The 14,008-nt window shown below is 47.4% G+C and carries 12 protein-coding genes; 2 read left to right on the forward strand and 10 right to left on the reverse strand.

Annotation, left to right across the window (positions count from 1 at the left end; all coding sequences use genetic code 11):
• Positions 1–72 precede the first annotated feature (72 nt).
• The 10 genes from ybgE to aspS form a co-directional block, all read right to left on the reverse strand.
• A complete protein-coding gene (gene ybgE, locus C9I99_RS17685) occupies positions 73–375 on the reverse strand; it encodes a cyd operon protein YbgE (protein WP_107350179.1) in 303 nt (100 codons plus the stop codon).
• Positions 368–481, reverse strand: a complete 114-nt coding sequence (gene cydX / locus C9I99_RS17690) for a cytochrome bd-I oxidase subunit CydX (RefSeq protein ID WP_044622852.1) — start codon at positions 479–481, stop codon at positions 368–370. The genes ybgE and cydX overlap by 8 nt, the downstream gene beginning before the upstream one ends.
• A gap of 11 nt (positions 482–492) precedes the next feature.
• Positions 493–1,629, reverse strand: coding sequence for a cytochrome d ubiquinol oxidase subunit II (gene cydB / locus C9I99_RS17695; RefSeq protein ID WP_107350180.1), 1,137 nt, complete (start codon positions 1,627–1,629; stop codon positions 493–495).
• A 17-nt stretch (positions 1,630–1,646) separates the two neighbouring features.
• On the reverse strand, positions 1,647–3,233 hold the full coding sequence (gene cydA, locus C9I99_RS17700; RefSeq protein ID WP_107350181.1) for a cytochrome ubiquinol oxidase subunit I: 1,587 nt from the start codon (positions 3,231–3,233) through the stop codon (positions 1,647–1,649).
• A gap of 1,047 nt (positions 3,234–4,280) precedes the next feature.
• Positions 4,281–5,297, reverse strand: coding sequence for a Holliday junction branch migration DNA helicase RuvB (ruvB, locus tag C9I99_RS17705; protein ID WP_107350182.1), 1,017 nt, complete (start codon positions 5,295–5,297; stop codon positions 4,281–4,283).
• A gap of 48 nt (positions 5,298–5,345) precedes the next feature.
• Positions 5,346–5,969, reverse strand: coding sequence for a Holliday junction branch migration protein RuvA (gene ruvA, locus C9I99_RS17710; protein WP_107350183.1), 624 nt, complete (start codon positions 5,967–5,969; stop codon positions 5,346–5,348).
• Between the two features lie 105 nt (positions 5,970–6,074).
• Positions 6,075–7,538 carry a methyl-accepting chemotaxis protein gene (locus C9I99_RS17715; RefSeq protein ID WP_107350184.1) on the reverse strand — a complete coding sequence of 488 codons (1,464 nt, stop codon included), beginning with the start codon at positions 7,536–7,538 and terminating at the stop codon, positions 6,075–6,077.
• Between the two features lie 242 nt (positions 7,539–7,780).
• Positions 7,781–8,302, reverse strand: a complete 522-nt coding sequence (gene ruvC, locus C9I99_RS17720; protein WP_107350185.1) for a crossover junction endodeoxyribonuclease RuvC — start codon at positions 8,300–8,302, stop codon at positions 7,781–7,783.
• 12 nt (positions 8,303–8,314) lie between these two features.
• Positions 8,315–9,058, reverse strand: a complete 744-nt coding sequence (locus tag C9I99_RS17725; protein WP_107350186.1) for a YebC/PmpR family DNA-binding transcriptional regulator — start codon at positions 9,056–9,058, stop codon at positions 8,315–8,317.
• A 188-nt stretch (positions 9,059–9,246) separates the two neighbouring features.
• Entirely contained in the window at positions 9,247–11,031 is a 1,785-nt protein-coding gene (gene aspS, locus C9I99_RS17730) for an aspartate--tRNA ligase (RefSeq protein ID WP_107350187.1), read from the reverse strand.
• A 417-nt stretch (positions 11,032–11,448) separates the two neighbouring features.
• On the opposite strand from aspS, the gene C9I99_RS17735 reads away from it, so the two are divergent.
• Positions 11,449–12,333, forward strand: a complete 885-nt coding sequence (locus C9I99_RS17735; RefSeq protein WP_243734367.1) for a DUF72 domain-containing protein — start codon at positions 11,449–11,451, stop codon at positions 12,331–12,333.
• A 397-nt stretch (positions 12,334–12,730) separates the two neighbouring features.
• On the forward strand, positions 12,731–13,723 hold the full coding sequence (locus tag C9I99_RS17740; protein WP_107350188.1) for a collagen-binding domain-containing protein: 993 nt from the start codon (positions 12,731–12,733) through the stop codon (positions 13,721–13,723).
• The last annotated feature ends 285 nt before the right edge of the window (positions 13,724–14,008 follow it).

Here is a 14,008-nt window from a genome sequence, read left to right on the forward strand (position 1 = left end):
CATTGCTTAATTGCAATGGGCTGTTTCAATTGTGTATTTTTGTGTCAGCGTGAGTAATTTTGCATCAACCCGTTACATTAACCGCAGAAACAAAATATACGCCAATATCGGCAACGAAAAGTACGGGGTGAAGAACACCTGCCAGTACCAATGGCGAGGCACAAAGCCAACGCCGAAGACCATCGCGGCACACGTTGCCCATATCAGGGCTGGCGAGATAATCGGTCCGAATCCGCCAATCGCCTGAGCGAAGAGTGTGGGTTCCCACACCACCAGTCCTGCCGATGCCAATGACATCAGCAGTGCCACTAAGCGCAGCAGACCAACGTCTACCCACTGGTGGACACGCTTCACCCAGTGATTGAGGTTACTCACCGATATCCTCTTTATCCATATTTTCTGTCGCTTCAAGCCACAGCGCGTTGATGATTCCGAATGAGCAGGCAAGAAGCACACCCAGGATCCAAGCGAAATACCACATAGTCTGTCTCCTTAGTACAGTGAGTTCTTGTTCTCTTCAATATATTGCGTATCAAGACGGCCAAACATCTTGTAGTAACACCAAGACGTGTACGCCAAGATAATTGGAACCATCACCGCTGCGACGCCTGTCATGATGTTCAGCGTCAGCTCAGAAGAGGTAGCATCCCACATGGTCAGGCTGTGACCCGGGATCAGGCTTGAAGGCATGATGAACGGGAACAGGGCAAAACCCGCCGTCAAGATCACACCCGCCATCGTCAGGCTCGATGTAACAAAGGCCAGCGCACCACGGTTGGCACGAGAACAAAGCACAGTCAGTACAGGCATCGCGACAGCCAAAAGCGGTGCAATCCATAATAGCGGATACGCATCGAAGTTATTAAATAGCGCACCGGTCTGACGAACAACCTCTTTCGTCAGCGGATTTGATGGTGCATCTTTAATAATTTCAGATGTAATCACATAACCTTCAATGCTCTGAGCCCAAAGACCAGCAATAGCAAAACAAACCGCCGTACCCACAGAAGTCAGCATCGCTACGCGACGAGCACGCTCACGGATGGCATCGGTCGTTTTCATCTGTAGGTATGCAGCCCCTTGGGTCGTGATCATCAGGATGCTCACGATACCGCATAGCAGGGCAAACGGGTTCAGCAGACCAAAGAACGATCCTTTATAAGTCGGGATCAGGAACTCGTTCAGCTCAAATGGTACACCTTGCATCAGGTTGCCAAATGCCACACCGAAGATAACAGGCGGAACGAAGCTACCGACGAAGATGGCTTTATCCCACGCTTCACGCCATTTTGGGTCTTCAATCTTTGAACGGTAGTCAAAACCGATCGGACGAAGCCAAAGTGCTGCTAGTGTAATGATCATGGCAAAGTAGAAGCCAGAGAACGCGGTTGCGTAAACCAATGGCCACGCCGCAAACAGCGCACCACCTGCGGTGATCAGCCAAACTTGGTTACCATCCCAGTGAGGGGCAATCGAGTTAATCATTACTCGGCGTTCGCTGTCTGTCTTACCGATAATACGGGACAGTACACCGACACCCATGTCAAAACCATCGGTGACGGCGAAACCGATGCATAGCACACCGATCAACGCCCACCAGATAAATCGCAATACTTCATATTCAAACATTGCTTAACTCTCCCTGATTATGCTTCAACCTGACGCGATACCACATTCTGTGGTGCATCATTAGTTTCAAAGTGGTAGCGGCCAGTTTTCAGGCTGCTAGGACCTAGACGAGCAAACTTGATCATCAGGTACAATTCAGCAATCAGGAACACTGTGTACAGTGCAATAATTGCCAGCAAAGAAGTGATGATGTCTGACGGTGTCAGGTTAGACACAGCCATCGACACCGGTAGAATTTCACCAACCGCCCATGGTTGACGACCATATTCGGCAACAAACCAGCCGGCTTCTACTGCAATCCAAGGTAGTGGTAGACCGTATAGCGCGGCTTTCAGTACCCATTTGTTATCAGTGATCTTATGACGGCAAGACTGAACAAATGCCGCACCGATAATACCCAGCATCAGGAAGCCACACGCCACCATGATACGGAAGCTCCAAAATAGCGGCCATACTGTTGGGATAGAATCATCGGCAGCACGCGCAATGTCTTCTTCTGTCGCATCAACAACGTTGTCAGCATAAGGCTTAACCAGGAAGCCATAGCCCAGATCATGCTTAACCTCATCGAACGCGGCAATGTTTTCCGGTGTCTTATCACCAGCACGCAGTTTCTCAAGTAGGCCATAAGCAATCATACCGTTACGGATACGCTCTTCGTGCTCGGCTTTCAGGTCGCGTAGGCCTGTTACTTCAGTGTCGAAAGAACGCGTTGCGATAATACCCATTACGTAAGGGATCTTGATCGCATAATCTGTTTCCATGGTCTCCTGATTTGGAATACCAAACAGCGTGAAGGCAGCTGGCGCTTCTTCTGTATGCCATTCCGCTTCAATCGCGGCTAGTTTGGTTTTTTGAACGTCGCCTAGCTCGTAGCCTGATTCGTCACCCAGTACGATTACAGATAAGATAGATGCCATACCGAATGCCGCAGCAATCGCGAATGAACGGCGCGCAAAAGCAATATCGCGACCTTTAAGCAAGTAGTAAGAACTGATAGCCAGTACGAACATCGCGCCGGTTACGTAACCAGATGCAACAGTGTGAACGAATTTCACCTGTGCAACCGGGTTAAGTACCACTTCTGCAAAACTTACCATTTCCATACGCATGGTTTCGAAGTTGAACTCTGCACCTACAGGGTTCTGCATCCAACCGTTAGCAACAAGAATCCATAGCGCCGAGAAGTTAGAGCCAAGAGCCACTAGCCAAGTCACAGCAAGGTGCTGACGCTTGGATAGACGATCCCAACCAAAGAAGAACAGGCCGACTAGAGTAGATTCAAGGAAGAAAGCGATAAGTGCTTCGATAGCCAGTGGCGCACCGAAAATATCACCTACGTAGTGGGAGTAGTATGCCCAGTTTGTGCCAAACTGGAACTCCATGGTAAGACCCGTGGAAACACCCAGGGCAAAGTTAATGGCAAAAAGCTTACCCCAGAACTTGGTCATGTCCTTGTAGATTTGCTTTCCAGTCATTACGTAAACCGACTCCATGATGGCTAGCAGGAAAGCCATACCGAGAGTCAGTGGGACGAACAAAAAGTGATACATCGCAGTTAATGCGAACTGTAACCGCGATAGTTCGACGATATCAGTGAACATTGAGAACTCCTTCTTTCGCCAGGCTGACTGACGACAGTACAACACCGTGCACTTATGGTTGGGCTTAGCAAAATGTAGCCAAACGTCGTCGCAATTTTGTCACCTTCCTGGTTGCCATCATTGTATTTATTAACGGCATCCTTGATATGTTGCGACACTGTACCAAATTAGTTAATTTGTTGTTAAGCTACAGCTAATAAAGTCATTGCTAATATTACTGACATTCGCTCTCGGGCTCAATGGATTTATCGCACAATTTGCTTTGATAAATATCAATAAACCCCGCTCATTTATTAACCACCCGCATCTTGATTGACCCAGATCAAACTATTACCATCCGTTTAGGACACTGAAAGCAAGAGAATAAAACGTCGGTTTTTTAAATCTTCGACCGCCCTATTCATGCCACTTCACATTCTGTTTTATCCCTTCATATTTTGGCTGGTTATCCTTAGAAAAAAGAGGATTGAATATACTTGAACGGGTTATTAAGCCACCAGCATTCATCATCCATTGCTGAAAAATCAGTAGGTACAGTCACTAATAGGCACATATTCGAATTAGATTAAGTAATCCGAAATTTAAATTTAATTCGCTTTTGGCGAAGTGAAAAACATCTATAATCAGCCCCAGAAACAGATAAAGCCGCCCAGAGACTAAAAGTCCTCTTTTTGGCGGGTTGTAGGCTGTTTCCCCAACCACATTGATTTAGATTGAGGAAGTAGATATGGCTCGTTTTTTTGAAAAAATCATTGCGCTTTACCAACCAAGCTTTGCTGAAATGTATAAAAGCAACTACTAAAAAGCGCTCACAAAGCAACCAAACGCTACAGCGACTGCAAAAGATACGATATTTTTTGTCTGTAAGATGCACTTGATATGTCACAGACTTGTAACGATAGAAACAGCAGTTAAACAAAAATCGGTTGTGCTAGGTGTTAAAAACAAAAACGAGGCCATATGGCCTCGTTTTTTTTGGGGGGTCAATTTAACGTTTTATTCAAACAACCGGCGGTGAACCTTAATCACCGCTTTTTATCGACTGTTTTACTTGGTTTCCGGCACATCAAACCCGAAATGCAAATAAGCACGGTGGGTGGCAATGCGACCACGCGGCGTACGTTGCAGGAAGCCCTGCTGGATCAAATACGGCTCAAGCACATCTTCGATGGTATCACGCTCTTCACCGATAGCCGCCGCAAGGTTGTCCAAGCCAACCGGACCGCCCATGAACTTATCAATAATTGCCATAAGCAACTTGCGGTCCATGTAATCAAAACCGCTGCTATCGACATCCAGCATATCCAGCGCTTTGGCAGCCACATCCGGACAAATATGACCATTGCCTTTCACTTCGGCAAAGTCACGTACCCGGCGCAACAAGCGGTTAGCGATACGGGGTGTCCCACGGGCACGCATTGCCACTTCCATCGCACCGGCTTCTTCCATCGATAAATCTAGGCAATTAGCACTACGCTGGACAATGCCTTTCAGATCTTCCACCTTGTAGTATTCAAGGCGCTGGGTAATACCAAAACGATCTCGAAGCGGAGATGTCAGTGAGCCGGCACGGGTTGTCGCACCGATCAAAGTAAACGGCGGCAGGTCAATCTTAATTGAGCGGGCTGCCGGCCCCTCACCAATCATAATATCCAGCTGGTAGTCTTCCATTGCTGGATACAATATTTCTTCTACCTGCGGGCTGAGACGGTGGATCTCATCAATGAACAAGACGTCATTTTCTTCGAGGTTGGTCAGCAATGCCGCCAGATCACCGGCTTTTTCCAATACCGGGCCTGACGTGGTACGGATACTCACACCCATCTCGTTGGCAACAATGTTAGCCAAGGTGGTTTTACCCAAGCCCGGAGGGCCAAAAATCAGTAAGTGATCCAAGGCTTCATCACGTAGCTTGGCAGCCTGAATGAAGATCTCCATTTGACCACGAACATGATCCTGCCCCTTGTAGTCTTCGAGCAACTTGGGACGGATCGCGCGATCGATAATGTCTTCTTCGCGCGTGGTAGGGAACTCATTGGCGACCAATCTGTCTGCTTCTATCATCAAGCTTACCTAAATACCGAAACCTAAAACTAAACGAGCAACCACGAATTACACCATTGAACGCAGGGCGTCACGAATAATCATTTCACTGGTCATCTCCGGCTGGGCAACTTGTGCAACCACTTTCGATGCTTGCTGAGGTTTGTAACCCAGTGCAACCAGCGCACTGACCGCCTCATCTTCGGCACGTGCCTGTGATGCCGTATCTTGTACTGGTGCGTTCGAGGCCGCCGTATCCAGGGCAGGGGTGAACAGATCGCCCTCACCCCAGCCTTTGAGGCGGTCTTTCATTTCCACCACCAAGCGTTCGGCAGTCTTCTTGCCCACCCCCGGAATTTTGACCAAGGTGGTGACATCTTCGTTTTCAACACTTAGGACAAACTGGCTCGCTGTCATTGCCGAAAGGATAGCCAGACCCAATTTAGGGCCAACACCATTGGCTTTGATCACTTCGCGGAACAGATCTCGCTCGCTTTTTTTATTGAAGCCATACAGCAGTTGGGCATCTTCACGCACCACAAAGTGGGTCGAGATAATCGCTTCCTGGCCAACTTGCGGCAGCTCGTAAAAGCAGCTCATCGGCATCTGAACTTCATAGCCCATGCCGTTCACCTCAAGCAATACTTCAGGTGGTTGTTTTTCAATGATGATTCCACGTAGTCGGCCAATCACAGCAAGATCTCTTTTCTCAATCCAAAAAATTGGCTCTAGGATAGTAAAGAGCTGGATGTATATCCAGCTCTTTTTTCATTTACAAAGGCCGTCGCTAGACAAACCCTATGCCACTTTCTGGCGCATTCCCACTACCTGATTAAGGCTCTCAGCCAATGCATTGAGCTGCTCTACCTGCTCCGCTAATAGCGCACCTTGGGCAGCAACGGCATCAGATACCTGATTGGTTTCGACCACACTGCTGGCGACTGCCTGGCTGGCACATGTCAGTTCCCTAAGCGCTTCAACCTGCTGGCTAATGGTTTCGGCCAGTTGGCTAACGTCCACCGAGACACTGCTGACCTGATCGATGATCCCACTCAGCTCTGTGGTGCTGCTTTCAATAACGGTCTGCCCTTGTGATACCTCACGCCGGCTTCGCTCCAGCAAGGCACGGATATCCACCGCCGAACTGTTACTTTTGGCAGATAACTCACGGACCTGCTCTGCCACAACGGCAAAGCCCCTGCCCTGCTCACCGGCCCGAGCGGCTTCAATGGCTGCGTTCAGTGCCAGCAAATTGGTTTGCTCGGCGACGGAAGTGATCACATCGGCCACCGACATAATCTCATCATTGCTGCTCAGGATCCGGGCTATGGCCTCTTTGGATGCCTGAAGGGATTCGGAGCTGGTTGCGGCTTGACGGTAGATAATATCACTGCGCTGTTTTAGCTCAGTCACAAACTGATCAGATGCTTCCATCCCTTGAGTGAGGTGTTTCACTTGCTCACTCATTTGCTCTGCAGCACTGGCCTGTGACTCACAATTGACATTCAACGTCCCTACCTGCTGGTGCAGTTCTGATGATTGCTGCTCAATCACCCCCGATACCTGAGTCAGCGATTCGGCATTGCCACTGGCCTGATCCAACACCTCTGAAAGCTGATTTGCCCCTTGCTTGGCCTGTACCGCAATCGCCTCGCTCGCATGGTGGGCTGACTCGGCCTGCTCAATCGCCGCTTGCCTTTGCCGAGATACCCACGCTTGGGCAACGACAATCACAACCAATGGCAGTAAGAAGCCTGACCAAGTCTCAATGGCAAGGGACGTTGAACTGAGTTCCACGTTGGGGAAAACCTGCCCCGATAAATGGCCGTTCACCATCCAGCCGGAAATCAAGACCACCAGAAATGACCACGCTGTTGCCATAAACAGCTTTGCCGATAGGTAAAAAGCCACGATCAACAACGGCAACCAGAAGGACTGAGTCGATTGTGCAATACCGCCAGTTTGGTAAATGATATTGACCGCGTGGATCACCATACCAAGAAAGCCGATGTTCAAGGCTGCTTCGGCCTGCTTACTAAGCCTAAACACCCCCCCCGCTAGGCATTCTAGCGCCACCAGTAAAATAGACGTCATGACCAGTGCACTGTGGCCGTGTTCATACCACTTGAACAGGCTATATAGCCCGACAAAGAAAGAGGTTAGCGTAAAAAACAAAAAGGTATCGACGTAGCGCGCGTCTTCGCCCTGCCAACTTATCGTGGTTGGCATAAACAGCGCTCGCCAAAGTGCCAATGGCGTCATGGAATCCGTTCCTTATTTTATTTGGATTATTTTTATCAGGTAATTGTTATCAGGTATTGTTTCGAGTATTTATGGATTTACTCAGCAGTAGTCACCATCACAGGGTCATATGACCTCTGACCAATATATGCCAATAAACAATATCGTTACATAATAAAAAAGCAGCCAAAGGCTGCTTTTTTGATCAAACACTCATTATACAAGTAAGATACTCACAAGATAACGCTTTGTATTATTGATGATTATCGATAACGTCCACGGCGAGCTCCACGAGCTTGGCCAGCCATGGCGATCAGTGTTTTATGTGTATGGGCATGACAGATCGCCACCGCCAGTGCATCGGCGGCATCGGCCTGGGGTTTACCCGGCAGCTTGAGTACCGAGCAGACCATGTGCTGGACCTGTGCTTTGTCAGCTCCACCGGTTCCGACTACCGCCTGCTTAATCAAACGAGCAGCGTATTCACTGACGGGCAAATCGGCGTTCACTGCGGCAACAATGGCACTGCCACGGGCTTGACCCAACTTCAGCGCCGAGCTGGCATTTTTTCCCATGAAGACTTCTTCGATGGCAAAAGCATCAGGCTGGAATTGGGTAATGACCTCACTCACTCCAGCATAGATTTGCTTGAGGCGACCCGGGATATCCTCGACAGAAGTACGAATACAACCACTGCCAAGATATTCAAGATGTCGCCCAACTTGACGGATCACACCGTATCCGGTGATCCTTGAACCGGGGTCAATCCCTAAAATAATAGACATAGTTTTCAGGCGTTACAGCTGCGCCGCAACCTCATCAGAAATTTCACCGTTATGGTAAACTTCCTGAACATCGTCCAAATCTTCAAGTGCATCAATCAAACGAAGCAATTTAGGTGCCGTGTCCGCATCCAGTTCAGCTTTGGTTGAAGGCACTAACGTTACTTCTGCATTCTGCGCTTCAAAACCCGCAGCATCCAATGCATCTTTAACAGCACCGAATTCAGCCGGCGTCGTAAACACGTCGATAGAACCGTCGTCATTAGTTTCAACATCGTCAGCACCGCCTTCCAGCGCCGCTTCCATTATCGCATCTTCGTCTAAGCCTGCCGCGTAAGAAATCACACCTTTCTTATCAAACAGGTAACTCACACTGCCATCGGTACCTAGGTTACCGTTCGCCTTTGAGAATGCATGGCGTACGCCTGATACCGTGCGGTTACGGTTGTCAGTCATGCACTCAACCATCACCGCGGTACCTGCAGGACCGTAACCTTCATAGATCACGGTTTCCATGTTGTCTTCACCCTCACCACCGGCACCACGGCTAACAGCACGGTTGACAGTATCGCGGGTCATATTGTTCGATAGCGCTTTATCAATGGCAGCTCGCAGACGTGGGTTATTGTCAGGTTCGGCGCCGCCTTCTTTTGCAGCTACAACAATTTCGCGGATTAGCTTAGTGAAAATTTTACCGCGTTTCGCATCCTGTGCTGCTTTACGGTGTTTGATATTGGCAAATTTACTGTGACCAGCCATTTCATTCTCCGGATTTTATTAGGCTATCTATGCCCAAGTTTCACAATTTGTAGGGTATATACCCAAGTAACCTTAAAAGAGCATCTTCAGCAAGCGTGTAGCCTAAGCCTTAAATTTGAAGTCACTTGGGTATATAGGTTAGAAAAAAAGACTGGCCTTTCGGCCAGTCTGTTTTGTTCGCTTATTGCTTATTTCTGCTCGGCGTTTTCTTTCTTCGCCAAACTAACCGCAATCGACAGCTCTTCAAGCGCAGCTGGGTTTGCCAGGCTCGGCGCATCTGTCAGTAGACATGACGCAGCTGTCGTTTTAGGGAACGCGATAACATCACGGATGTTATCTGTACCACAAAGAAGCATAACTAGACGGTCAAGACCGAAAGCAAGGCCTGCATGTGGTGGCGTACCGTACTTCAATGCTTCAAGTAGGAAACCGAACTTCGCTTTTTGCTCTTCAGCTTCAATACCTAGAATGCTAAATACGGCTGATTGCATATCTGCATTGTGGATACGAACAGAACCACCGCCGACTTCGTAGCCGTTGATAACCATATCGTAAGCATTTGAGTTAGCCGCTGCAGGGTTAGCAGCAAGTTCTTCTGGGCTTACGCCAAGCGGTGACGTGAACGGATGGTGCATCGCGTGTAGGTTACCTTCGTCGTCTTCCTCAAACATAGGGAAGTCGATAACCCATAGTGGTTTCCATGCTGACTTATCAGTCAATTCAAGGTCTTCACCTAGTTTAAGACGAAGTGCACCCATTGCTTCAGTTACAACACGCTTGCTATCAGCACCGAATAGAATGATGTCACCCGTTTCAGCTTCAGTGCGATCAAGAATTGCGTTAACAACGTCTTCGTTTAGGAACTTAGCAACAGGAGATTGAACACCTTCTAGGCCCGCAGCACGGTCGTTCACTTTCATCCAAGCTAGACCTTTCGCACCGTAGATACCGACGAACTTAGTGTATTCGTCGATTTGCTTACGAGACAGTGACGCGCCACCTGGTACGCGAATAACCGCTACACGGCCTTTTTCATCATTCGCAGGACCAGAGAACACTTTGAATTCAACATCTTTCAGAATGTCAGCCACATCAACAAGCTCAAGAGGGTTACGTAGATCTGGCTTATCAGAACCAAAACGACGCATCGCTTCTTCAAACTGCATGATTGGGAATGCGCCAAGATCTACGTTTAGCAGTTCTTTCCACATTTCAGTGATCATACGCTCAGTCACTTCACGCACTTCAGGTGCCGTTAGGAAAGAGGTTTCGATATCGATTTGAGTAAATTCAGGCTGACGGTCAGCACGTAAATCTTCATCACGGAAACATTTAACGATCTGGTAGTAGCGATCGAAGCCAGACATCATTAGCAGCTGCTTGAATAGCTGTGGTGACTGAGGCAATGCGTAAAAACTGCCTTTGTGAACACGGCTAGGTACCAAGTAGTCACGAGCACCTTCTGGTGTCGCTTTAGTCAGTACTGGTGTTTCGATATCTAGGAATAGGTTGTCATCAAGGAAACGACGAACAAAGCTTGATGCTTTTGCACGTAACTTGATGCGGTCACTCATTTCTGGACGACGAAGATCAATATAGCGATACTTTAAGCGTTGCTCTTCAGAGTTCGTTTGGTTGAAATCTAGAGGAAGCGCTTCTGAGCGGTTAATGATCTCAAGACCCGTTGCTAGTACTTCAACTTCACCGGTAGCCATGTCTTTGTTTACTTGGCTTTCAGGACGAGCACGTACTTCACCAGTAAAACGAATACAGAATTCGTTGCGCAGCTGGTTCGCGACTTCGAATACTTCTTTCATATCCGGATCAACGACTACCTGAACAATCCCTTCACGGTCTCGCATATCAACGAAAATTAGACCGCCTAAATCACGGCGACGGTTAACCCAGCCGCATAACTCTACTGTTTGCCCTGCTAGGGACTTGTTCAGGTGACCACAATATTGGGTGCGCATATGAAATTCCCGATCTGTTTACTAACTTTCCTGTGCGTATGGCTGTGCCCAAAGCAACCAGTCATACACAAGCTGAATCCTTCCCGGCCAATTTGACTAAACTTCACACAACTATGGCGCTAAGTCGGGCCGAGAGACAAAAATAACGACGCATTATATACCCAAGCGCCTTCAACATACATGATCAGCGAGAATTAATTGGCAAACAGCCACAACAACGAACCATTAAGCTGGCAGCCCTTCTCTGGCATAGCACTTTGTATTTTGAAAAGACTAGGGGAATAAAGCGAAATACCACTTTAGGGAAAAGTCGCTAACAAGATCAAGGAAAAACCTGTTTTCGGTGACCTAAAAGATTGACCTAGCACTAAAAGCCTTTGCACAATGGGCGCTACTTCTCACTTTGGAAGCCTTGCTATGCCGTTAACTCAAGTCAACCTCCCTGTTCGACTCGGCCTTGCCATGTGGTCTCACAACCATTGGCAACAGAGCCTATACGGTAGTGGTTGCAAAGCAGGCGAGCGACTCGCGAAGTATGCCGAGGTTTTTCACACGGTCGAGGGTAACACCACCTTCTATGCCACACCGGGGATCCCCACGGTAAAGAAATGGCATCAAGCCACCAGCGATCATTTCCGTTTTACCTTCAAGCTACCGCAGGCCATTACCCACCAGAACCAACTGGTACACTGCGATCAGTTGTTGGCTGACTTCTTTAGCACTATGGCACCACTCGAAGACAAGGTAGGCCTGTGGAAAATCCAACTGCCGGCCCAGTTTGGTCCTACTGCCCTGCCTGCGCTGGAAAAATTTCTTAAAAGGTTGCCAAGTCACTACCCAGCTGGTGTCGAAGTACGCCATCCGGCCTTTTTTGCCAAGGGCGAGGAAGAAAAGCAGCTCAATCGCTTATTAGTCGAACACGGAGTCAACCGTATAATCATGGACAGCCGCCCTGTGTTCGCTGCACGACCCAACACGGAGGCAGTGATTGATGCCCACCAGAAAAAGCCCAAGGTTCCAGTACATGCCATCGCCACAGCAGACTATCCGATGATCCGGTTTATCGGCCATCCCGATGATGCCAGCAACGATGCCTTTTTTGCCAATTGGCTAGTCCGCCTGCCCCAATGGCTTCGCGACGGCAAGCAGCCTTACCTGTTCATCCACACCCCAGACAATAACCATGCCCCTGAGCTGGCGACTAGGCTCTACCGCTTGCTGCAGCAGAAGGTCACGGAAACCCATTTACCTGATACTGAACTACCTAAGGCTGAGCCCGATCCTCAGATAACCTTACTATAAGGTGGGACAACACGTTACGCTCAACCCACGGCAAATTATGATAAAAAAGCTCGTGAATTTCATACATTACCGTATTCGGGCGGAGAGATTCCTTGATTCAAAATTAACTACCCAAAGCCATTAACCGTCAGAACAAAAATAGAAATGTTTATAGACTCTAATAAATGAAACAAAAAACGGAAGAAAAACAACCATAAAAAAACCATGTAAATAACTATTCAAATAAAATTATTGTAAAATAATCCGACACTTTACAGCAGTACATTTAGTTTAATTTCAAGTCAAAATCAAACCATTAAAAATAATATTAATAAAAACGCAAAAAATTCAAACCAATCTTTATAAGGACAGAAATTGGATATAAGCTCTATAGTGAAATTTAAGAAAAGGATGCGCTATGAAATTTTATAATAAAATTATACCCGCGATAACTATTTCACTCACATCGCTTTCCATTCATGCGACACCGATTGACATCATGAATGAATATAACTTGATTGTATTCGAGGACTTAGACTCGAACAGTGAAGTTGAAGGCAAGACCATTGTAATGGGCGATATCAACGGCACATCGTCGAATTATGGTATTCATCTACCTGTCGCTACTGCTCCAGAAGACTCACTGATCATCGGCGGTAACAACAATTCGACTCTAAATATAAGTAGTGGCTATAACGTTGCCCTTGGCGGATTAGACAATGGGACAATAAATCTTAATGGTGGCGGAACGATTAATAATATATCAGCTTATGACTTACCTGGTATTAAAACTGAGCTAACCGATTTTTCAATATTTTTAAGGGATCTGGCAGGCAACTCCACACTGATGACGCCTGTGTCATGTTGTGGCACCGCATCATTTGATGTGAATAGCAGTGTTGGCAGTGATCTCGCTATATTTGATTTTCAAGCAAATGATTTCTTTGAAAATGGTTTTATTCAACAGTACGATGTCAACTTTAATTCGCAAACCCCTTCGGCTATCATCATGAATGTTGGCGGAACCGTTATTGACGATACTTTATTTACAGCTAATGCTGTGGGGAATATTGTTAATGATGCAACAAGAGAGCTTATTATTTGGAATTTCTATGAAGCAGTAACCATTGATTTAACTAAGCAACTTAATGGTAGTCTGCTGGCTCCTTTAGCTGCACTGTCCAATGCGACGCCAATCGAAGGTTCCGTGGTGGTCAATTCATTCGTCCAACGCGGTGAGATACACGACCCGACGTTTAACGGGTTTATCGATTTGGGCTTAGACGATGAAGTGATCGATGATGAAGTCGTCGATATTCCAGAACCGTCCTCTTTAGCATTCTTCGGTATGGGATTACTGAGCCTGTCTGCTTGGCGCCGTCGTCAAGCTAACAAACCTGTTTTAAGATGACAGCACCGGCTTATCGCTTATGAATGAAAAGGGTCAGGCAGCCGTCTGACCTTTTCATTTTCTCAATGGCGGAGATAGCGCAAGCCGAAGTAATGTAATTTTGTTGCACCTGCCAGCGGTTATCTATTTACATTTATCCAATCGTGCGAAGCAGGATCCTCAAACCATCACAAAAACAATAAAGACAAATGGCCTCATTTTCACTACAATACGCGACCTTTCAGCGGTGATGGATCACCTCAGTATGTTGACTCACGCTAAAGGCGTAAAAAGTTCATACTTATC

The sequence above is a fragment of the Photobacterium lutimaris genome (genome assembly GCF_003025555.1).
Taxonomy (GTDB): domain Bacteria; phylum Pseudomonadota; class Gammaproteobacteria; order Enterobacterales; family Vibrionaceae; genus Photobacterium; species Photobacterium lutimaris.

Bases quoted from the DNA above. Each gene is read 5' to 3' on its own strand.
- cydX (WP_044622852.1), bottom strand. From the start codon at position 481: ATGTGGTATTTCGCTTGGATCCTGGGTGTGCTTCTTGCCTGCTCATTC.
- cydB (WP_107350180.1), bottom strand. From the start codon at position 1,629: ATGTTTGAATATGAAGTATTGCGATTTATCTGGTGGGCGTTGATCGGT.
- cydA (WP_107350181.1), bottom strand. From the start codon at position 3,233: ATGTTCACTGATATCGTCGAACTATCGCGGTTACAGTTCGCATTAACT.
- ruvB (WP_107350182.1), bottom strand. From the start codon at position 5,297: ATGATAGAAGCAGACAGATTGGTCGCCAATGAGTTCCCTACCACGCGC.
- C9I99_RS17715 (WP_107350184.1), bottom strand. From the start codon at position 7,538: ATGACGCCATTGGCACTTTGGCGAGCGCTGTTTATGCCAACCACGATA.
- ruvC (WP_107350185.1), bottom strand. From the start codon at position 8,302: ATGTCTATTATTTTAGGGATTGACCCCGGTTCAAGGATCACCGGATAC.
- C9I99_RS17725 (WP_107350186.1), bottom strand. From the start codon at position 9,058: ATGGCTGGTCACAGTAAATTTGCCAATATCAAACACCGTAAAGCAGCA.
- aspS (WP_107350187.1), bottom strand. From the start codon at position 11,031: ATGCGCACCCAATATTGTGGTCACCTGAACAAGTCCCTAGCAGGGCAA.
- C9I99_RS17735 (WP_243734367.1), top strand. From the start codon at position 11,449: ATGCCGTTAACTCAAGTCAACCTCCCTGTTCGACTCGGCCTTGCCATG.
- C9I99_RS17740 (WP_107350188.1), top strand. From the start codon at position 12,731: ATGAAATTTTATAATAAAATTATACCCGCGATAACTATTTCACTCACA.